Below are 18,630 nucleotides of genomic sequence, written 5' to 3' on the forward strand. Positions count from 1 at the left end.
CCCCCCCCCCCCCCCCCCCCCCCCCCCGAAACTACAAAAAAGCGAGTAGCGAAAGCGGGAAAAAGCTTCAAATAAAAATAAAATATTACTTTTCAATGTAATCAAACTGTTTCTTAAAATTATAAATGCATTTTGACGCAGTCAAAATTCCTAAAAAATGAAGACTATCTCCGGTCTGAAAAATAGTCTCATACAATTAAAGAAAATACTGCAATCCGGATTTGTACCGGTTCAGCCTGTCCGGCAAACCGTTGTAGCCGCCGTTGATTGTTTTCGTGATTTTTTTGAAAACGACCAGATTGGTTCCGGAATCTATATTTTTGGTAATGTCTATCTGATCTGCCAAAGCATTCAGGTTTCTGCTGCTCCAGAACCAACCGGCACTTTCCGCAGCATTTTTTAACTGGATATCATTACATTTTGTAACATTTTTCCCGCCTAACAATATAGGATTTGTAATAAAATCGGTTCCCAAAGCAAGTGATACGGATTTATAGTTGGCTCTTCCTGTAATCTGGATCAAGCCTCTTCCTTTAAATCTTACACCATCTCCTTTTTGGGTATTTCCCAGGTCTTTTCTGCCTTCGTAAGCACTGCCGCTCGCAAGCTCTTCCGTGTAGAAAAGACCTCCGCTTTCGTGGCCTACCTGTGCCAGAAAGTTGAGCATTCTAGAAGGCGTATTGATGGAAAACCTGTCGAAAGTTGCTATTACATACGGTAAGAATTTGGAGGCATAGGCAGATTTGGCGCAGGTTGCTTCTTTGAGTTGTCCAAGTGTAAGCATGATTATTGTTCTTTAGTTGATGGTGTAAAACTATCTCTAAAAAACAAAACAAATAACAGGGGTTTTACGATTTTTCAGTACGTATTTTTACGGGATTTTATTCTTCACATGCCTTCCACACTGCATCATTTTGAGGTACTGGTGCGGTAATTTCAACTTTTTCTTTGGTTACGGGATGAATGAATTCCAGTTTTCGGGCATGAAGGTTTATTCCGCCGTCCGGATTTGAACGTGCTGCCCCATATTTGAGATCGCCCTTAATCGGAACACCGATTTTAGAAAGCTGGGCTCTGATCTGATGGTGGCGTCCTGTTTCAAGATCTATTTCCAGAAGGAGATAATTATCAAGGCTTTTGATAACGTGATAAGTAAGAATCGCTTCTTTTGCGCCGTCTGTTGCTTTCGGGAAGACAATCGCTTTATTATTTTTTTCGTTTTTTTTTAAAAAATGAATTAATCGCTGGGTTTCTGGAATCATTTCCTTAGCTACAACTGCCCAATACGTTTTTTTGATTTCACGGTTTTTCACCATTTGCGTGAGCCTGGACAACGCTTTGGAAGTTTTAGCATAAATTACCAGTCCGGAAGTTGGCCTGTCTATACGATGAACCAAACCAAGAAATACATTTCCCGGCTTGTCATCTCTTTTTTTGATAAAATTTTTTATTAATTCAAGCAAAGACTCATCTCCGGTTTTGTCACCCTGTACCAATTGGCCGACCTTTTTGTTAATCACCAGAAGATGGTTGTCTTCATACACAATTTGTTCCTGCATTTTTTACTGACGATAATTGGGCCTGTTTGCAAATGAAAGGATAATTCCACCGAGAAGACCTAACGTTTTAATTCCTGATATTTTCCAGTCTAAAGGGAAAAGTGCTCCCACGATACATAATCCTGCTGCAGCATACATGCCGTACATGAAATTCTTTGTCGTCATCATCGGGGCCTGAAGAAAAAAGCTTATTCCGATAAGCACATAGAAGACTTTTCTGGAAAGCAATACATTGATTTCCGGAGAAAACAGATTAAACCAGCCTGCTAAAAGACATAATACTGCTGCAATTGAAAGTATTCCCTGAGTTGTTTGTTGGTTATTCATAAATTAATAGCTTTCATTTTCGTTAGGGAAATTCTGATTTTTAACATCTTTCACGTATTGTTCTACAGCGCCGGTAATTTCTGTGTAAAGATCAAGATATCTTCTTAAAAATTTCGGGCTGAAACCTTTGTTCATCCCAACCATATCATGATACACAAGGACCTGCCCATCGCAATGCGCTCCTGCCCCGATTCCGATGGTCGGAATGGAGATTGATTCCGTTACTTTTTGGGCTAAATCTGCAGGAATTTTTTCTAAAACCACTGCGAAACATCCTAATTCTTCGAGCAACTGTGCATCTGCAATTAATTTTTCGGCTTCAGCTTCTTCTTTAGCCCTTACTTTATAGGTTCCGAATTTATAAATGGATTGTGGCGTTAAACCTAAATGTCCCATTACAGGAATTCCTGCATTGATAATTTTCTTGATGGATTTTGAGATTTCTTTTCCTCCTTCAATTTTCACGGCATGCGCTCCGCCTTCTTTCATCATTCTCACGGCAGACTCCAAAGCTTTTTCCGGATTGCTCTGATACGTTCCGAAAGGCAGATCGGCAACCACCAATGCCCTGTCTGTTCCTCTTACTACACTTTGAGAGTGATAAATCATCTGATCCAGCGTTATGGGAAGCGTGGTTTCAAATCCCGCCATTACATTGGCTGCAGAATCTCCTATCAGCACTGCATCAATTCCTCCGGCATCCACCATTTTTGCGGTAGTATAATCGTATGCGGTAAGCATGGTTATTTTTTCCTTGTCAAATTTCATTTTGCGCAAGGTTTCCGTCGTAACTTTCTTAATTTCAGAATGAACAGACATATTGTATCTATTTAAAAGTTAAAAAGTCGGCCCTGAGCCGACTTAAAGTTTGTATGATTTTATAAAACTACGTGACCGAGTTTCATTAATTTGTCGTGATTGAGAATTTTTATATTTCGCCCGTCTACTTCAATGAGATTGTCTCCTTTAAATTCGGAGATAAGACGAATGGCACTTTCGGTAGCCGTCCCTATGATGTTGGCAATTTCTTCTCTTGTTAACGATATTTTGATAAAGCCTTCCGGGTCTACCCCAAGCTTTTGTTCCAGAAGAAGCAGTATTTCTGCGAGTCTTTCCCTAACGGTTTTCTGCGCGAGGAAAGTAATGGTATTGGAAGATTCTCCCAACTCATAGGAAATCTTCTGAAGCATAACGAAAGACAACTGAGGATCTATTTCAAGAAGATACATAAACACATCTGCAGGCAGAAAAGTAGCTTCAATATCGGTCATGGCTTCCGCTTTTGCCTGGAAATTTTCTCCACACAGCAAAGAACGATAACCGATGATATCACCTTCTTTAATAAATCTTAAGATCTGGTCTTTTCCGAATGCTCCTGATTTTGATAATTTCGCTGCTCCTTTTTCTAAAACGAATACTCCTTTAGGAGTTTCTCCATCCTCAAAAATCGTTTCATGTTTCTGGAAAGTAAACTTCTTCTTGGCGTTGACATATTTTTCAAAATCAGCGCTGGAAAGTCTCTCTTTAAATGATTTATCATTAAAAACTCTGGCGAACCTTTCTTCGATGGCAATCTGTTGTTCCTGCGACATTTTATATGACATTTATCACAAAAATAGAACTTTTTAACACGATAAACAAAAAAAATTGTTATAATTTTGTAGTTCAATAATTTATGAAGGTGAGCGAGAACTGTTTTCATTGTGGCCAAGGTATCGAAAAGGAAAGAATTTTATTTGATGAGAAGGCTTTCTGCTGTAACGGTTGTAAATCGGTCTATGAAATTCTAAATGCTAATAATTTAAATAATTTTTACGAGCTTAATAAAAGAGCGGGAATTCGTCCCGGTGATGAAAATTCCGGGCAATTTGACTATCTGGATACACCGGAAATATTTGAAAAAGTTACCGATTTTTCGGAAGGAAATACCAGTCTCGTCACTTTCAAGATTCCCGTGATCCACTGTTCTTCATGCATATGGCTATTGGAAAGCCTTCATACATTGAACAAAAACATTAAATATTCACAGGTTAATTTCACGAGAAAGACACTACAGATTTCATTTAACCATAACGAATTAAAACTAAGTGAATTAGCCAACTTCCTTACCAACTTGGGCTATAAGCCCGTCATCAGTCTTGAAACCGCGGATAAAAATGTTGAGCACCTCGATAAATCGCTTCTGGTGAAGTTTGTGATTGCTGCTTTTGCTTTTGGAAACGGAATGTTTCTGGCCTTCCCCGAATATATCGGCGGTGAAGATTACTGGATGGAGCATTACAAAGGACTTTTCCGTGCGCTGATGTGTTTGCTGGCAATTCCCGTAGTAGTTTACTCAGCTTCAGATTATTACAAATCAGCCTGGTACGGTTTGAAAAATAAAATTGTAAACATAGACGTTCCCATCGTCTTGGGAATTATCGTACTCTTCGGAAGAAGCCTCTATGAAGTAGCCACCGATTACGGTCCGGGATATTTTGACACGTTGTGCGGATTACTGTTTTTCATGCTTTTAGGGAAAATTTTCCAGAAACGGACTTACAATGCGCTTTCTTACGACCGGGATTATAAATCATTTTACCCTATCGCCGTTACAAAAGTAGATTTTGAAGGAAAACAGGATAATATTCTTCTTTCGGAAATTAAAATAGGAGACAGAATTTTAGTAAGAAACCAGGAAATTATTCCGGTTGACGCAATTCTGATTAACGGTGAAGGGAATATAGACAACAGTTTTATCACAGGTGAAAGTGCCACTATCAGCAAACAGCCCGGAGATAAAATTTATGCCGGCGGAAAACAGATCGGATCTTCACTCGAACTGGAGGTAATCAAAAATGTAGACCAGAGCTACCTTACCCAGCTTTGGAATAAAGAAGCTTTCAAAAAACATGAAACCGGACTTGATACACTGACGAATAACGTCAGCAAATATTTCACATTCATTATTTTAGGTATTGCTTTAATCTCAGGAGTTTACTGGTATTTTATTGATCTTGATAAAATGTTCCAAGTGATTTCCGCCATCCTGATTATCGCCTGCCCTTGTGCTCTTGCATTGTCTGCACCCTTTACTTTCGGACACATTATGAGGATTTTAGGCCGAAATAAGTTTTATGTAAAAGACACTATCACCATTGAAAAAATTGCTAAACTCGATACGATTGTTTTTGATAAAACAGGAACCATTACCCACAGAAAAAAATCCAATATCACCTACGAAGGAGCAGAGATTAAAGAATTTGACCTCCTGAATATCAAAACGCTTCTAAAGAACTCCAATCATCCATTATCAAAATCCTTATATGATTTTATTGAAGTGAATGATGATTACTACCAGGTAGAACATTTCAGGGAAATTTCAGGGAAAGGCTATGAAGCAATGGTGAGAGGAAATCTATATAAAATTGGCTCGGCAAAATATAATAACCAGGATTCAAAAAATCTTGAAACTGCTGTTTATATCAGCAAAAATAATGAGTTTATCGGTAAATTCATTTTTAAAAATGAGTACCGCGAAAATCTGAAAAATCTATTTAAAAAACTTACAGGCTACCACATTTTCATTCTTAGCGGTGACAATTCTTCGGAAGAAAACCAGCTTAAAGAACTGATTCCTTCATACAAAGGAATGGCATTTAACCAAAGCCCTGAAGACAAGCTGAATTATATTAAAAACCTTCAGGATCAAAACTTTAAAGTAGCCATGCTGGGTGACGGATTAAATGATGCCGGAGCTTTAAAGCAAAGTAATGTAGGAATAGCAATTGCGGACGATACCAATAGTTTCACCCCGTCTTCCGATGTTATTATGAATGGTGAGAAAGTGGTACATCTCGACAAATACCTGAATGTATGCAAAGGATCCATGACAATTGTGAAGATGACATTCATAATCAGTTTTCTTTATAATGTTGTTGGTTTAAGTTACGCAGTTACAGGACATATGCATCCTCTTTTTGCCGCTTTGATTATGCCGGCAAGTTCCATAACGGTTGTTTCTTTCACTACACTTTCCACCTGGATACTGGGCAGGAAATATTTTAAAAACCCCGCTTAAACGCCCTTATTTAGACTGGTTTTAAATTAGCCAAAACCCATATTTCGTGACGAATATCATTATTTTTCACTAAATTTGAACCCCGAAAATAGGTTAATTTTGTTGTCTAATGGATATTCTATATTTAATGATCCTATGCAGTGTTTCTTTGGCTGCAGTTTTCCTGGTCGTGTTTATAGTATACGCCAGAAAAGGACAGTTTGAGGATGATGAATCCCCGGCTGTTAGAATTCTTTTCGACTCTGATGAAATCAGGGAAAAACAAGAAACTGGCAACAAAGAAAACGATGATGAAAAGGGAGAAAGTAAAAAAATTGAAGAAAAAAGTGAATAGTTGATATGGAAACACAAAAGTTTAGTTATGACAACAGTATTGTCCGGGCATTCCTTTATGCGACCGTCGTTTTCGGGATCATAGGGTTTTTGTTTGGGCTTACGGCTGCATTAATGCTTTTCTACCCAGAGCTTCCGGAGTTTTTATTTGGAACAGATGATACAACCATTAAGAGTTTAGGTGGCGGCATCGATGGGTTGATAAACACGAATGGCGCTTTCGGATTCGGAAGAATCAGAATGCTGCACACGACTACTGTTATTTTTGCATTCGTAATGAATGTCGTTTATGTAGGAGTATATTATTCTTTACAGCGATTATTGAAAACAAGAATGTACAGTGATACGCTGTCATGGATCCACTTCTGGACATGGCAGATCATGATCCTTGTAACGTATGTTACTTTCTTTATGGGGATCAACACCTCTAAGGAATATGCAGAACACGAATGGCCGATCGATATTTTAATTACCATTTCATGGTTGATTTTCGGGGCTAATATGTTCTTAACGATAGCTAAAAGAAGGGTAAGACATTTATACGTTGCTATCTGGTTCTACATCGGAACATGGATTGCCGTAGCGATGCTTCACATCTTTAATAACCTTGAGGTTCCGTTATCTTTCACAGGATGGAAATCTTATTCAGCTTATGCCGGGGTAAAAGATGCTATCGTACAATGGTGGTATGGTCACAACGCGGTTGCGTTCGTACTGACCACTCCTGTTTTAGGTTTGATGTATTATTTCCTGCCTAAAGCTGCAGACAGACCGGTATTCTCTTATAAATTATCGATTATTCACTTTTGGTCTTTAATCTTCGTTTATATCTGGGCCGGGCCTCACCACCTTCAGTATACAGCTCTGCCGGCTTGGGCACAAGCGGTGGGAACAGGTTTCTCAATTATGCTTATTGCTCCGTCATGGGGAGGTATGCTTAACGGGCTTCTTACTTTAAGAGGAGCGTGGGATAAAGTAAGAGAGAATCCTATTCTTAAATTCTTCGTTGTAGCGGTAACGTGTTACGGTATGGCAACGTTTGAAGGGCCATTATTGGCAACTAAAAATATTAACAAAATCGGGCACTTTACAGACTGGGTAATCGGGCACGTACACTTAGGTGCATTGGGATGGAATGGTTTCATGGCATTCGGTGTAATCTATTACCTGATCCCAATCTTATGGAGAACGAAATTATATTCAACAAGACTTGCTAACTGGCATTTCTGGTTGGGAACTTTAGGGATTATTTTCTACGCAGTTCCAATGTATATCTCTGGTTTCACACAAGGATTAATGTGGAAGCAGTTCAACCCGGACGGAACCTTAGTTTGGAAAAACTGGCTGGATACGGTAACTGCGGTTATCCCATATTTTAAAATGAGATTCTTTGGAGGGTTCTTATATCTTTCAGGAGCTGTCTTAATGGTAGTAAACCTTATTGCTACGGTAAGAAAAGGATCTTTCCAGAAAGATGTACCTGCTGAAGCCCCTGCATTGGCAAACATCAGCGGAAAGCGTAAAGAAGGAGAAGGAACTCACCTTTGGCTGGAAAGAACTCCTGTACTTATGGGTATCCTTTCTTTACTGACGATTTCTATCGGTAGTATGGTTGAAATTATCCCAACCCTATCCCTTAAGAAAAGTGTACCTACGATTTCTGCAGTGAAGCCTTATTCACCGCTTGAATTAGAAGGTAGAGATATTTATATCAGAGAAGGATGTAATGCATGTCACTCTCAGATGGTAAGACCATTCAGAGATGAAATCGTAAGATTCAACGGTAAAAACGGACAGTATTCCAAAGCCGGAGAATTCGTTTATGACAGACCGTTCCTTTGGGGATCTAAGAGAACCGGGCCTGATTTACACAGAGAGGGTGGTAAAAACCCAAGTTCGTGGCATTACAAGCACATGTATAACCCAAGATCAACCTCAGCGGGTTCTATCATGCCTCGTTATCCTTGGTTAATTGCTAACGACCTGGACAGATCTAAAATGGTTGACAAAATGAAGCTTATGAAGAGCGCATTTGAAGTGCCTTATACAAAAGCTGAAATTGATTCTGCAAACTCTTGGGCAAACAACCAGGCTACGAAGATTGTAAGAGATATATTCTCTGAAGCATCCGACCTCAAAGATGCGTATGCAAAAAGACCAAAAGGTGAATTGGAGAAAAAAGAGATTGTGGCTCTTATTTCTTACCTTCAGAGATTAGGAACCGATATCAAAACAACGGAAATTAAAACAGCAAGTAATAACTAACATTAAAAAGTTCCATCATGATACCTCAGAACTTTAAAGATATATTATCCAATACCGACAATGCTGGCTTTTACCAGACCTTGGCTCTGATTTTCTTTATGCTGTTCTTCATAGCGCTGGTAGTATATGTTTTTAGCAGACCTAAAAAATATTATAAAGAAGAAGAAGAAGCTCCTCTGAGTGACGATCAGGATGATGATTTTAATTTAAAAAATTAACAACTTATTATGAAACAAAGAACACCGGTTTTTGTAAACATCTTAATAATAATCGGACTTTTAATAGTTTTTTATTATCTGTTTGTACAGAGTTATGAGTTTCTGGGCTCGCCTTACTTCTGGGGAACTGTAGTAATTGCCGGTATATTGGCATACATCCACAGTGCTATCGGAGACCTTATTGAGAACAATAAATTTAAAAAATTATCTCCTGAAGAAAAGGCAGCTTATCTTGCAGAAAAGAAAGTGCCTTATTTCACAAGATTATATAATGCGGCATTTAAAAAGCAATCTGCTGCTGAAGAAAAAGACATACTTATCGACCACGGTTTCGACGGAATTATGGAGCTTGACAACCAGTTGCCGAAATGGTGGGTAGGTTTGTTCTACTTTGGGACCGCTTTTTGTATTGTTTATGTTGCAGCATACTCTTTTACAGATTTTGCGCATCCTTTAACGGAATATGAACAAGAATATAAAGAGCAGCTTGCAAGTATTGAAGAATACCAGAAATCTCAGCCTCCTGTAACTATTGAAACTGCTAAATATTCGGCGGATAATATTGCAGAAGGTAAAGAGCTCTTTAAGACAAACTGCGCATCTTGTCACAAGGAAGACGGTAGTGGAGGTATTGGCCCGAACCTTACGGATAACTATTGGATCAACCAACCGGAGAAAACGTTATTTAAAAACGTATTCCATATGGACTGGAACGGATCTCCTACCAATCCTTCGATGAGAGCGTTCGGTAAAAACGGAGAAGTTTCCGGTGCTGAAATTGAAAAGATTGCAGCGTATGTATATCACATCAACCAGGAATTGCCTCCGGTAACACCAGCTCAGGGCGGTGCTGCTCCGCAGGGAACTGAAGCACATTGGGAGAAAGAATAATTTTAACAAAAAATTAAAACATATGAAAAACATAATTTGTTATTACCTTAAAAATAGTAACGAATTATGTTTTTTCTTTTTTAAATACCAGTACATATGTCAGACATAGAAGAAATAGAAGTACGCGGCGGACAGGGACAGGTTCTGGACCCTGAGACTTACAGAGATTCTATAGGCACCATGGATCAGTCCGGGAAAAGGAAATGGGTGTATCCCAGGAAGCCTAAAGGGAAATATACCAATTACAGGTATCTTGTAAGCTTTATTTTATTATTGATTTATTTCTCGGTACCATTCATTAAAATCAATGGGAACCCGATGCTCTTATTTAATGTGATTGACAGGGAGTTCTTCATTTTCGGACAACCTTTCTATCCTCAGGATTTTTTCATTCTTACGCTTGGTGCAATTGCATCTCTTATTTTTATTATTGTATTTACGATTGCTTTCGGTAGAATTTTCTGCGGGTGGATATGTCCTCAGACAATTTTCCTAGAAATGATTTTCCGTAAAATAGAATATGCTATTGAAGGAGACAGAAACAAACAGATGAAACTCGACAGGCAAGAATGGAACAGCGAGAAGATATGGAAAAGAGGACTGAAATGGACCATTTACCTTATTATCTCATTAATTATCACCCATTTTATGTTCATGTATATCGTTGGATATAAAGAAGTTTTCAGGATTGTTTCGGAAGGCCCGTTTGCCAACCCTACCAATTTCATAGTGATGATTTTGCTTACGGCTGCGTTTTACTTTGTATTTGCGTGGTTCAGGGAGCAGGTTTGTACATTGGTTTGTCCTTATGGAAGATTACAGGGTGTACTGATCGATAAAGATACCGTAAATGTTTTCTATGATTTTAAAAGAGGTGAAAACAGAGCGAAATGGAGAAAAGGTGAAGACCGGAGGGCTGCCGGAAAAGGAGATTGTATCGACTGCCATCAGTGTGTGGTAGTGTGCCCTACCGGAATTGATATCAGAGACGGACAGCAGCTGGAATGTGTAAACTGTACAGCATGTATCGATGCCTGTGATGAGGTAATGGAAAAAGTAGGACTTCCTAAAGGACTTATCCGTTATGCAACAGAAAACGAGATTGAAAAAGAAACCAAATTCAAATTTACAGGGAGAATGAAAGGCTTTGCCTTAATTCTTGTATTGCTGACCGGCTTCCTTGGATATCTTCTTTATAACCGTGGCGAGATGGAAGCTAAGTTCATCAAGCCTGCAGGAAGTACATTTTTCGTAAGGGATGGAAAAATTACCAATACCTACAATTATACTTTCCTCAATAAAACGAATGAGAAGAAAATCGTAACCATCAAGGTTATTGAGCCGAAACACGGAGAGGTTATCTACAGTGCATCCAGCAAGATTATTGTTGAACGTGACAAGATTGCCAAAGGAACCGTAAATATCAGCTTCCCGGAAAATGAAATGAACCTTTCCAAACAGAATATCACCATTGGTGTTTATGATATGAAAGGAAATCTGGTAGATTCTTACGAAACGTATTTTGAGGGACCTTTTAAATTACAATTCTAATATCAGAAAACCTCAATAGTGTCCATTGATTCGGGAATATTGAGGTTTTAAAAAATATCAATTTCAAAAATGAAAAAATTCACTTGGGGGCACGGTGTAGTAATCGCATTATTGTCATTCATGGCATTCATACTATCCATGTTATTTCTTTTTCCTAACGGGCAGAAAAATTCTGAAATGGTAACCGATAACTATTATGAAGAAGAACTGAAATACCAGGATGTTATCGATGCTAAAAACAGAGCCGATAATTTACAGGAAAAACCGGTTTACAGACAGGATAAAACAGGTATAACCATTACCTTTCCACAAGATTATAACAACTCCAACACAACGGTAAAATTTGTTTTAAACAGAACCGACGATCAGAATTTAGATATACACAAATCTGTACAGCTTGACGCCAACAAATCATTTTTAATTCCTGCTCAAGTACTAAAACTGGGGAATTATACTTTAAGATTGAACTGGACTAAAGATAAAACAGACTACAGAATGGATTATGATGTGATATGGAAATAGCACTTTTTATATCGGCTATAGCATTGGGATTCGCTTCCGGCTTTCACTGTATCGGAATGTGCGGACCTATTGCCTTGTCGATGGGATTAACAAAAAAACAGGCGACCAACTATTATCTCCAGAATCTTACCTATCAGTTCGGAAGAATTTTTACCTATTCTCTGTTGGGAGCAATTCTGGGAATTATCGGCGAAGGTTTTGAAATGGCAGGAATCCAGAAATATCTTACCATTGCAGTGGGAATATTATTAATTGTAATGGCGGTATTTTCTTTTGGAGGTAAAGATTTTGCTTCAAAAATTCCATTTTTTTCTAAATTTTTATTTAAAGTAAAATCGAATTTGGGAAGGTTGCTTCAAAAGGCAGATTACCGCTCAAGATTTACGACAGGTATTCTGAATGGCTTCCTACCCTGCGGAATGGTTTATATGGCCTTAACGGCAAGTCTTGCAGGCGGAGGAATATGGCAGGGCGCTTTATATATGGCTCTATTTGGTCTGGGCACTCTTCCGTTCATGTTTGCAGTAGTTCTTGCCGGAAATCTCATGAATCAGGCATTCCGGTTAAAAGTACTGAAAGCAATTCCGGTGGTGATGATTATTTTGGGAGGATTATTTATTGTAAGAGGGCTTGAACTTGGAATTCCTTACCTATCACCAAGAGCTGAAGCAATGACTATTTCGAAAGACAATCAGGGTGACTGTCATTTGCCGGGAGATCACAGTACACACAACCATACCGGTACAAATTGTCATTAATTTTTTTTAATATATTAATTGAAACCTCCGGCAAACCGGAGGTTTTTTTACTTTATGAATTCACTGCTATCATTGAATAATATTTAAAAACGATATATATTCATTATTAAATTCAAATAATTACTCGATAAATAATAATATTTTCATATTTTTATAAGTATCTAAAATTTATAATATGCTTATAAAACTACATTTTTCAAAATCCAGAAACTATCTGGTATCAGATTATTTTCGTAAAGTTGCGTTTAAAGGTTTTACGTTGTGCATGTTTTTGCTCCTTTTTATTGCAAAAGCACAAACTACAGTAACAGTCCCCAATCTAACAACAGCAGTTACATTTACAGGACCTTTCGCCAACAGTACCAGAACATACCAGATGATTATTGATGATTCACAACTTACAGCTCTCAACGGCCAGTATCTGACATCAATATCTTTCAGGCTTCCATCTACAGCCTCTAATCCATGGCCTGCTGCAAATACCACCTATCCTGATTATCAGATTTATCTTAGTGATGGTGTAGAGCCTGCAAACCGACAGCTTAATTTTGCAGCAAATATAGTCGGAACACAAACACAGGTTCGCTCGGGTAGTCTTTTAATCCCTGCCGGTTCAGTAAGTAATAACGGTAACTTCACCTTTGAAATTACCTTTACCACTCCATATCTGTATACAGGCACCAATCTTGTGATAGAAGTTCGCCATACCGGAAGCGATGGTACTTCTACGTCGATTGCTGCTGTAGGAACAAGCGCTTCAGGATATGGTACCCTTTTTACTGGATGTTGGGCCAGCACAGGTAGCGTTATGCAGGGAAATTTCACTTATGTAAAAATAAATTCTACCAGTTCACTTTCTGTAAAATCAGTGGAAATAAATGGCGGAGCATCTGTTTATCCTAATCCTGCAAAAGATCAACTTAATGTAAAATCTCCTAACGAGATTATAGAACTTCATATTTACAACATGGCTGGTCAAAAAGTACTTTCTCAAAAAAATTCAGTTAAAAATCCGCAGATAAATATCTCAGTTTTAACTACAGGAAATTACATTCTTCAGACCATTGATAAAAACGGAAATTCAACATCAACCCGATTCATTAAAGAATAAAATGACTTAACTGAATAGCTGTAAAGCAAAATAAAAACCACTGTCGCCAGTGGTTTTTTGCAATATGTTTTATTTAATTTTAATTAATCACATCAAATCGCGCATATTCCGCAACTTTCTTCGGAAGCTTAATTCCTTCTTCCGTCTGATTATTTTCCAGCAAAGCAGCCATGATTCTCGGTAATGCCATTGCCGATCCGTTTAAGGTATGTACCAGCTGAGACTTGCCTTCTGTTTTGTAGCGGCACTTCAATCTGTTTGCCTGGAATGTTTCAAAATTAGAAACAGAACTTACCTCAAGCCATTTTTCCTGTGCCGCACTCCAAACCTCGAAATCATAAGTCATGGCAGAAGCAAAACCAGTGTCTCCGCCACAAAGTCTTAACACTCTGTAAGGAAGTTCAAGATCACTCAGAATTTCTTTAATATGTTCCACCATTTCTTCTAAAACGGCATAAGAATTTTCAGGTTTTTCAATTCTTACTATTTCTACTTTTTCAAACTGGTGGAGACGGTTTAAACCTCTCACATGGGCACCGTAACTTCCCGCTTCTCTTCTGTAACACTGAGAAAAAGCCGTATTTTTTACCGGTAGATCCTTTTCTTCGAATAATACATCCCTGTACAAATTGGTTACGGGAACTTCTGCGGTTGGAATTAAATACAGATTATCCTCATTAATGAAATACATCTGCCCTTCTTTATCCGGAAGCTGCCCTGTCCCATATCCCGAAGCTTCGTTTACTACATGAGGCGGATTAACCTCCATATATCCTTTTTCAATATTTTTATCTAAAAAATACTGAACCAAAGCTCTTTGTAAACGCGCACCTTTTCCCAGATACACCGGAAATCCTGCACCGGCAATCTTCACACCCAGCTCAAAATCGATCAGGTTGTATTTTTTTGCGAGTTCCCAGTGAGGAATTGCCCCTTCACCAAGACCCTCTACATCATGAGACTGGTAAATAATCTCATTGTCATCTGCGGAAGCTCCGCTTTTCACTTTTTCATGGGGAATATTAGGAAGCTGGTATAAAATATTGATGAGTTCCTTTTCTTTGACATCTAATTGCGATTTCAATTCGGCCGTCGACTCTTTAAGCTGTGCTGTTTTAGATTTTGCAGATTCGGCTTCTTGTTTTTTCCCTTCTTTCATTAAAAGCCCGATCTCTTTGGAGATTTTGTTGCTTTCAGCAAGCTGGGAATCCAGTTCAAACTGAATTTTTCTTCTTTCATCATCGGTAGCAATAGCTTCATCTACCAACTCAAGATTCCTGAATTGTCTTTTTTTGAGACCTTCTAAAACGCGCTCTTTGCTGTCGCGCAAAAAATTGACTTGTAACATTTTATTTAGATGTTAGTTATTAGAATGTTGAACACAACAATGCCAACAGTTTTGCAAATGTATAAAATTATTTTACGATTGTAACAACATTCGGGGAACCCTGCTGTTTTGTAAATCTTAAGGTATCGTTATAATAGACTTTCGAGACCTCAAACACGGAGGGTCTCATACTGTATTCGATTCTGAGCTCATCTTCAATAGTATCTAAAACTGTGTTGTTAAGTCTTTTTATAAGCGAAACAGTAATCCTGGACTGATAGATTTTGTTATCAGGATTCAGCGTATCTATCCCAATTCTTCTTGCTCCCGCAATATATTCAATAAAAAGCGTGGAGTCTGCTGTTGCCCGAAGACTGCTGCTCACAGGAGCAATATCTGCACCGCCGTCAATATCATTAAGAGAATAGGTGAAATAAGTAGAATCTTTCTTATTATTAAAAAGATCTCTTCCTGATTTATTTTTCATATAAATATTCAGGATCTGGTCGATATTCTGCAATTCGTCATCATCTGTCCTGCAGCTGAGGAAAGCAAAAAAAATAACCAGAATTCCGAAAAAAATATTCTTCATGTACAGCAAAGATAAAAACTTATTTTCAATTATTATCCTGATTTTATTTGGGGTTTCAGGATATTTAACAGCAATACAATATAAGAATTCACTTTTCAAAGTTTAAATTTTTGACAAAGTTTTTTATTCCTTATTTTTAAGCATTTTCCTTATCAGAATATCCATCTCTTTTTTAGAAAGAATAAAATCCCGAATACGGAATTCAGTGATCTGGTAAAACCTCCAGAATAGCACTCCGGACGAAAGACAATAGGAGGCAGAATTTATCAAACATGCTCCCTTCATTCCCCATTCAGGAACGATATAAAAAGATGAGACGAGGGTAAATATAAGTCCGGCGAGTGATTTTACATTCAAAATTCTTAATTTGTTGACTCCTGCAAAATAATATCCTATAACATTGCTTACGGCTATGGCTAAAATACCGGGTGAAAGCAACAATACAATTTCTTTAGTCTGTCTGAAATCTTTACCGAAAACCATGGCGTACCATTCTGCCGGAATCATCAGCATGATAAAAATAAAAAAAAGCGTGACGAGAAAGCTTATACGCACAGAAATTTTTGTTTTTTCAATTGCATCCTTTGAATCCGTACTGTTTACAACATCTGAATAGAGCACTACCGAAAGACTCCGGCTTACCGTCCAGACGGCCTCGGAAAAGGCAATTCCCACGGAAAATATACCTACGCTTACAATTCCTTTAAAATATTCAAGAAAATAAAATGACAGCCTGTTATTTAAAAATTGGAGAAAAGCGCTAGACTGGGTTTTCCATCCATAGTTTAACAGCTTTGATCCTGTTCCTTTGGTAAAAGATATTTTCTTAAAATCTGCAGATTTTGTTATCTGGAAAGCACTTGTGATGAATAAAATTGTAAAACAGCTTATCTGTGCGGCAAAATAGGCCTTAACTGAAGTGAATTTTATTACATAAATAATAATGATAATAAATAGAATATGAACAACCTGCTGCAGAACCGTATATAGATTGAACAGTTTAATATTCTGCTGCCCTACGAAAAGGTTGATATTGGCCGTTAGTAGAGAAGACGTTACAGAAAGCCCAACAAGAAAGTAGAAATACTCAGCAGCACGGCTAAAACTGAATATTAGCGGAATAAGAATACCTATCAGAATGGCCCAGACGTAAGCGAATGGCAGTATTTCCTCCGTCCTGAATTTCCTTGCAAAATAGCTCATGCTGCTGCCTACAAAAATATTGGCAAAAAAACTGATGATCGTAAGATCTGCAATGACTATGGATATCACTCCTTTTCCGCTGCTGCCCCACATGTTTGTGGAATAAATTACCAATCCGAAATTCAGGAGCAGAATCAAAAACCGGGAAACAAAAGTTTTAAAAAGAGCCTCCTTCATTTTATGCTAATGATTTTTTGATGAAGGTGATAAAATTATCTTTAATGCCATTCCAGCTATACTTTTTCTCATACTCATTCCTGGCGTTTCGGGCATGTTCCGAATAGAACTGTGGATTATTCACATATTTTAAAATACATTCTGAAATTACATCCGGATTTTCAGGATCAACCAAAAAACCAAATTTTGAAACATCAACATGCTGCCGTGTAGCTTTTAAATTGGTGTAAATGACAGGTTTTCCGGAGGCTGCATAATAAAAAATCTTAATCGGCAGGCAATGATGGTTTTCGTAATTCAGCGTTCTTAGATCAAAACAGATATCGGCTTCGGCATACGCTTGCGTAAAGGTTTCAAAAGAAGTCGGTTTTTCGATTTTGATATTTTCAAATTGATATTTTTTTATCTGTTCGGAAAAATATTTTCCGTCTCTTTCTTTTCTTGAACCACCAATTAGAAGAATTGAGATTGTAAGGTGTGGTGCTTTTTTTCTTAAACGGTCTGCTGCTGCAAAAAAATTACCGATCCCTTTTTCTTCAGAAAACTGTCCGGTGTAGCAGAGTGTTATTTTATTTTGATGTAATTTATTAATTCTCTGGCTGATATAAACATCATCAGGATAGTACGGCAAAACGATCGATTTTTTTAAAGGGAAGAAATACGCTAGCGGAAATTTTTTGGTGTCTTCTCCAAAAATATATTGTGTACTGATGAATCCTGCATATAATTGAATGAGAAAAAACTTTATCGCATGAAGAATATTCAACGGAAAAGAAAATTGTTCGACCATTCTCATTGACGGATACCATTCCGTGATATCGTAAATAATACTCAATTTTTTATTTTTTCTGATACTTTTTGCTGCTATAACCGCTAAAGGTTCCGAGCAGATGACAGCATCCGGCTGATATTCGCTGGTTATCTTTTCCAGAATTTTCTTCTTTTCAGAAAAGCTCCTTTCCAGAACGGCATAAGATTCTATCTGAATCCCGTCAATAGTTCCCTGAAACTCTGATGAAAGACTACAGATTTTCAATTTATATCCTTCTTCCAGCAATGCTTTTGCCTGATGATAGAATATCCTGTCATCATCATGTCGGTGGGCGGTCGTTAAAAAAAGGATTTTAGGTATTTTCATCCGGGTTATGTAATCTGAATTAAATTTTCAGAATTTTTACAAATATAAATAAAGCAAAAAAAGTGGAGAGCTCCACTTTTTAAATTATTTAACTGACAGAGTATTTATTTAACAGATGCTGCCCAGCTTCTTTCAAAAGGTAAAAGGAAGTTTCCTAAAAATTCCAGATACGTATTTTTTGAAAAGTCAAAAACCTGAATATCTTTAGAGATTTCTCCGCTTCTAATTTTCGATTTGAAATCAATTAGCTTTAAGGTTTTCACTTCACCATTTTCGATGAAGCTTGCTTTCATCCTGTCAAAAAGGCCCAGCTGATATTCTTCATCAATCTCCCTCATTATTTTACCCAGCGCATCGATGCTGCAACCGGAAGCCATCTCTTTCTCTTCGTCTACACAAATGATAATGAACTGATTTTTTTCAATCTTAAAAGAAGATGAAAGCGGTTTCCCATGTGCTGCCCAGCTTGCCAGAAAGTCAAAAAGCTTTTCTGTAATGGCCTTTGCTTCTTTTGTTTCAAAAGGTCTTGAGGCGGGATATATAATTACTCTGTAGTCGTTGGTTTCTACTATATTAGATTCTTCAATTTTCATGTCAG

The 18,630-nt window shown here is 37.7% G+C and carries 19 protein-coding genes; 9 read left to right on the plus strand and 10 right to left on the minus strand.

The features are described from left to right. Nucleotides 1-196: 196 nt before the first annotated feature. The 5 genes from SOP96_RS05525 to SOP96_RS05545 form a co-directional block, all read right to left on the minus strand. The gene (locus SOP96_RS05525) at nucleotides 197-784 is read right to left on the minus strand and encodes a glycoside hydrolase family 19 protein (RefSeq protein WP_326320048.1); all 588 of its coding nucleotides are present in this window, start codon (nucleotides 782-784) and stop codon (nucleotides 197-199) included. 97 nt (nucleotides 785-881) lie between these two features. Continuing rightward, nucleotides 882-1,559: an RluA family pseudouridine synthase gene (locus SOP96_RS05530; RefSeq protein WP_326320049.1), complete on the minus strand. Its 678-nt coding sequence runs from the start codon at nucleotides 1,557-1,559 to the stop codon at nucleotides 882-884. A 3-nt stretch (nucleotides 1,560-1,562) separates the two neighbouring features. Continuing rightward, entirely contained in the window at nucleotides 1,563-1,886 is a 324-nt protein-coding gene (locus tag SOP96_RS05535; protein WP_326320050.1) for a hypothetical protein, read from the minus strand. A gap of 3 nt (nucleotides 1,887-1,889) precedes the next feature. Next, on the minus strand, nucleotides 1,890-2,705 hold the full coding sequence (gene panB, locus SOP96_RS05540; protein ID WP_326320051.1) for a 3-methyl-2-oxobutanoate hydroxymethyltransferase: 816 nt from the start codon (nucleotides 2,703-2,705) through the stop codon (nucleotides 1,890-1,892). 59 nt (nucleotides 2,706-2,764) lie between these two features. Next, on the minus strand, nucleotides 2,765-3,478 hold the full coding sequence (locus SOP96_RS05545; protein WP_326320052.1) for a Crp/Fnr family transcriptional regulator: 714 nt from the start codon (nucleotides 3,476-3,478) through the stop codon (nucleotides 2,765-2,767). 89 nt (nucleotides 3,479-3,567) lie between these two features. Between SOP96_RS05545 and SOP96_RS05550 the strand changes: the two genes are divergently transcribed. From SOP96_RS05550 to SOP96_RS05590, 9 genes are all read left to right on the plus strand, one after another. Continuing rightward, a complete protein-coding gene (locus SOP96_RS05550; protein WP_326320053.1) occupies nucleotides 3,568-5,946 on the plus strand; it encodes a heavy metal translocating P-type ATPase in 2,379 nt (792 codons plus the stop codon). A 109-nt stretch (nucleotides 5,947-6,055) separates the two neighbouring features. Then, nucleotides 6,056-6,280, plus strand: a complete 225-nt coding sequence (gene ccoS, locus SOP96_RS05555) for a cbb3-type cytochrome oxidase assembly protein CcoS (protein WP_326320054.1) — start codon at nucleotides 6,056-6,058, stop codon at nucleotides 6,278-6,280. A 5-nt stretch (nucleotides 6,281-6,285) separates the two neighbouring features. Next, the gene (ccoN, locus tag SOP96_RS05560) at nucleotides 6,286-8,544 is read left to right on the plus strand and encodes a cytochrome-c oxidase, cbb3-type subunit I (RefSeq protein ID WP_326320055.1); all 2,259 of its coding nucleotides are present in this window, start codon (nucleotides 6,286-6,288) and stop codon (nucleotides 8,542-8,544) included. 17 nt (nucleotides 8,545-8,561) lie between these two features. Continuing rightward, nucleotides 8,562-8,762, plus strand: a complete 201-nt coding sequence (locus SOP96_RS05565) for a cbb3-type cytochrome oxidase subunit 3 (protein WP_326320056.1) — start codon at nucleotides 8,562-8,564, stop codon at nucleotides 8,760-8,762. 9 nt (nucleotides 8,763-8,771) lie between these two features. Beyond that, the gene (locus SOP96_RS05570) at nucleotides 8,772-9,653 is read left to right on the plus strand and encodes a cbb3-type cytochrome c oxidase N-terminal domain-containing protein (RefSeq protein ID WP_326320057.1); all 882 of its coding nucleotides are present in this window, start codon (nucleotides 8,772-8,774) and stop codon (nucleotides 9,651-9,653) included. A 96-nt stretch (nucleotides 9,654-9,749) separates the two neighbouring features. Beyond that, nucleotides 9,750-11,204 carry a cytochrome c oxidase accessory protein CcoG gene (gene ccoG / locus SOP96_RS05575; RefSeq protein ID WP_326320058.1) on the plus strand — a complete coding sequence of 485 codons (1,455 nt, stop codon included), beginning with the start codon at nucleotides 9,750-9,752 and terminating at the stop codon, nucleotides 11,202-11,204. A gap of 69 nt (nucleotides 11,205-11,273) precedes the next feature. Beyond that, a complete protein-coding gene (locus tag SOP96_RS05580; protein WP_326320059.1) occupies nucleotides 11,274-11,726 on the plus strand; it encodes a FixH family protein in 453 nt (150 codons plus the stop codon). Then, nucleotides 11,717-12,484 carry a sulfite exporter TauE/SafE family protein gene (locus tag SOP96_RS05585; RefSeq protein WP_326320060.1) on the plus strand — a complete coding sequence of 256 codons (768 nt, stop codon included), beginning with the start codon at nucleotides 11,717-11,719 and terminating at the stop codon, nucleotides 12,482-12,484. Before SOP96_RS05580 ends, SOP96_RS05585 begins: the two co-directional genes overlap by 10 nt. Nucleotides 12,485-12,659: 175 nt before the next feature. Next, the gene (locus SOP96_RS05590) at nucleotides 12,660-13,595 is read left to right on the plus strand and encodes a T9SS type A sorting domain-containing protein (RefSeq protein WP_326320061.1); all 936 of its coding nucleotides are present in this window, start codon (nucleotides 12,660-12,662) and stop codon (nucleotides 13,593-13,595) included. A 79-nt stretch (nucleotides 13,596-13,674) separates the two neighbouring features. On the opposite strand, the gene serS is transcribed toward SOP96_RS05590, so the two are convergent. The 5 genes from serS to SOP96_RS05615 form a co-directional block, all read right to left on the minus strand. Beyond that, complete coding sequence (gene serS / locus SOP96_RS05595) at nucleotides 13,675-14,943, minus strand: serine--tRNA ligase (RefSeq protein ID WP_326320062.1); 1,269 nt, start codon at nucleotides 14,941-14,943, stop codon at nucleotides 13,675-13,677. Nucleotides 14,944-15,010: 67 nt separating this feature from the next. Further along, nucleotides 15,011-15,514 carry a hypothetical protein gene (locus SOP96_RS05600; protein ID WP_326320063.1) on the minus strand — a complete coding sequence of 168 codons (504 nt, stop codon included), beginning with the start codon at nucleotides 15,512-15,514 and terminating at the stop codon, nucleotides 15,011-15,013. A gap of 123 nt (nucleotides 15,515-15,637) precedes the next feature. Further along, nucleotides 15,638-16,894, minus strand: a complete 1,257-nt coding sequence (locus tag SOP96_RS05605; RefSeq protein ID WP_326320064.1) for a lipopolysaccharide biosynthesis protein — start codon at nucleotides 16,892-16,894, stop codon at nucleotides 15,638-15,640. A 1-nt stretch (nucleotide 16,895) separates the two neighbouring features. Beyond that, entirely contained in the window at nucleotides 16,896-18,032 is a 1,137-nt protein-coding gene (locus SOP96_RS05610; RefSeq protein ID WP_326320065.1) for a glycosyltransferase, read from the minus strand. Between the two features lie 104 nt (nucleotides 18,033-18,136). Beyond that, nucleotides 18,137-18,625 (minus strand): hypothetical protein, encoded by a 489-nt coding sequence (locus tag SOP96_RS05615; protein ID WP_326320066.1) that lies wholly within the window; start codon nucleotides 18,623-18,625, stop codon nucleotides 18,137-18,139. Nucleotides 18,626-18,630: the final 5 nt, after the last annotated feature.

It is taken from the genome of Chryseobacterium salviniae (assembly GCF_035819015.1).
Lineage (GTDB): Bacteria > Bacteroidota > Bacteroidia > Flavobacteriales > Weeksellaceae > Chryseobacterium > Chryseobacterium salviniae.

What these genes read in the sequence shown, in the direction of transcription:
- SOP96_RS05525 (WP_326320048.1), bottom strand. Translation starts at nt 784, where the DNA reads ATGCTTACACTTGGACAACTCAAAGAAGCAACCTGCGCCAAATCTGCC.
- ccoN (WP_326320055.1), top strand. Translation starts at nt 6,286, where the DNA reads ATGGAAACACAAAAGTTTAGTTATGACAACAGTATTGTCCGGGCATTC.
- panB (WP_326320051.1), bottom strand. Translation starts at nt 2,705, where the DNA reads ATGTCTGTTCATTCTGAAATTAAGAAAGTTACGACGGAAACCTTGCGC.
- SOP96_RS05600 (WP_326320063.1), bottom strand. Translation starts at nt 15,514, where the DNA reads ATGAAGAATATTTTTTTCGGAATTCTGGTTATTTTTTTTGCTTTCCTC.
- serS (WP_326320062.1), bottom strand. Translation starts at nt 14,943, where the DNA reads ATGTTACAAGTCAATTTTTTGCGCGACAGCAAAGAGCGCGTTTTAGAA.
- SOP96_RS05565 (WP_326320056.1), top strand. Translation starts at nt 8,562, where the DNA reads ATGATACCTCAGAACTTTAAAGATATATTATCCAATACCGACAATGCT.
- SOP96_RS05530 (WP_326320049.1), bottom strand. Translation starts at nt 1,559, where the DNA reads ATGCAGGAACAAATTGTGTATGAAGACAACCATCTTCTGGTGATTAAC.
- ccoG (WP_326320058.1), top strand. Translation starts at nt 9,750, where the DNA reads ATGTCAGACATAGAAGAAATAGAAGTACGCGGCGGACAGGGACAGGTT.
- SOP96_RS05580 (WP_326320059.1), top strand. Translation starts at nt 11,274, where the DNA reads ATGAAAAAATTCACTTGGGGGCACGGTGTAGTAATCGCATTATTGTCA.
- SOP96_RS05570 (WP_326320057.1), top strand. Translation starts at nt 8,772, where the DNA reads ATGAAACAAAGAACACCGGTTTTTGTAAACATCTTAATAATAATCGGA.
- SOP96_RS05535 (WP_326320050.1), bottom strand. Translation starts at nt 1,886, where the DNA reads ATGAATAACCAACAAACAACTCAGGGAATACTTTCAATTGCAGCAGTA.
- SOP96_RS05585 (WP_326320060.1), top strand. Translation starts at nt 11,717, where the DNA reads ATGGAAATAGCACTTTTTATATCGGCTATAGCATTGGGATTCGCTTCC.
- SOP96_RS05610 (WP_326320065.1), bottom strand. Translation starts at nt 18,032, where the DNA reads ATGAAAATACCTAAAATCCTTTTTTTAACGACCGCCCACCGACATGAT.
- SOP96_RS05605 (WP_326320064.1), bottom strand. Translation starts at nt 16,894, where the DNA reads ATGAAGGAGGCTCTTTTTAAAACTTTTGTTTCCCGGTTTTTGATTCTG.
- SOP96_RS05545 (WP_326320052.1), bottom strand. Translation starts at nt 3,478, where the DNA reads ATGTCGCAGGAACAACAGATTGCCATCGAAGAAAGGTTCGCCAGAGTT.
- ccoS (WP_326320054.1), top strand. Translation starts at nt 6,056, where the DNA reads ATGGATATTCTATATTTAATGATCCTATGCAGTGTTTCTTTGGCTGCA.
- SOP96_RS05590 (WP_326320061.1), top strand. Translation starts at nt 12,660, where the DNA reads ATGCTTATAAAACTACATTTTTCAAAATCCAGAAACTATCTGGTATCA.
- SOP96_RS05615 (WP_326320066.1), bottom strand. Translation starts at nt 18,625, where the DNA reads ATGAAAATTGAAGAATCTAATATAGTAGAAACCAACGACTACAGAGTA.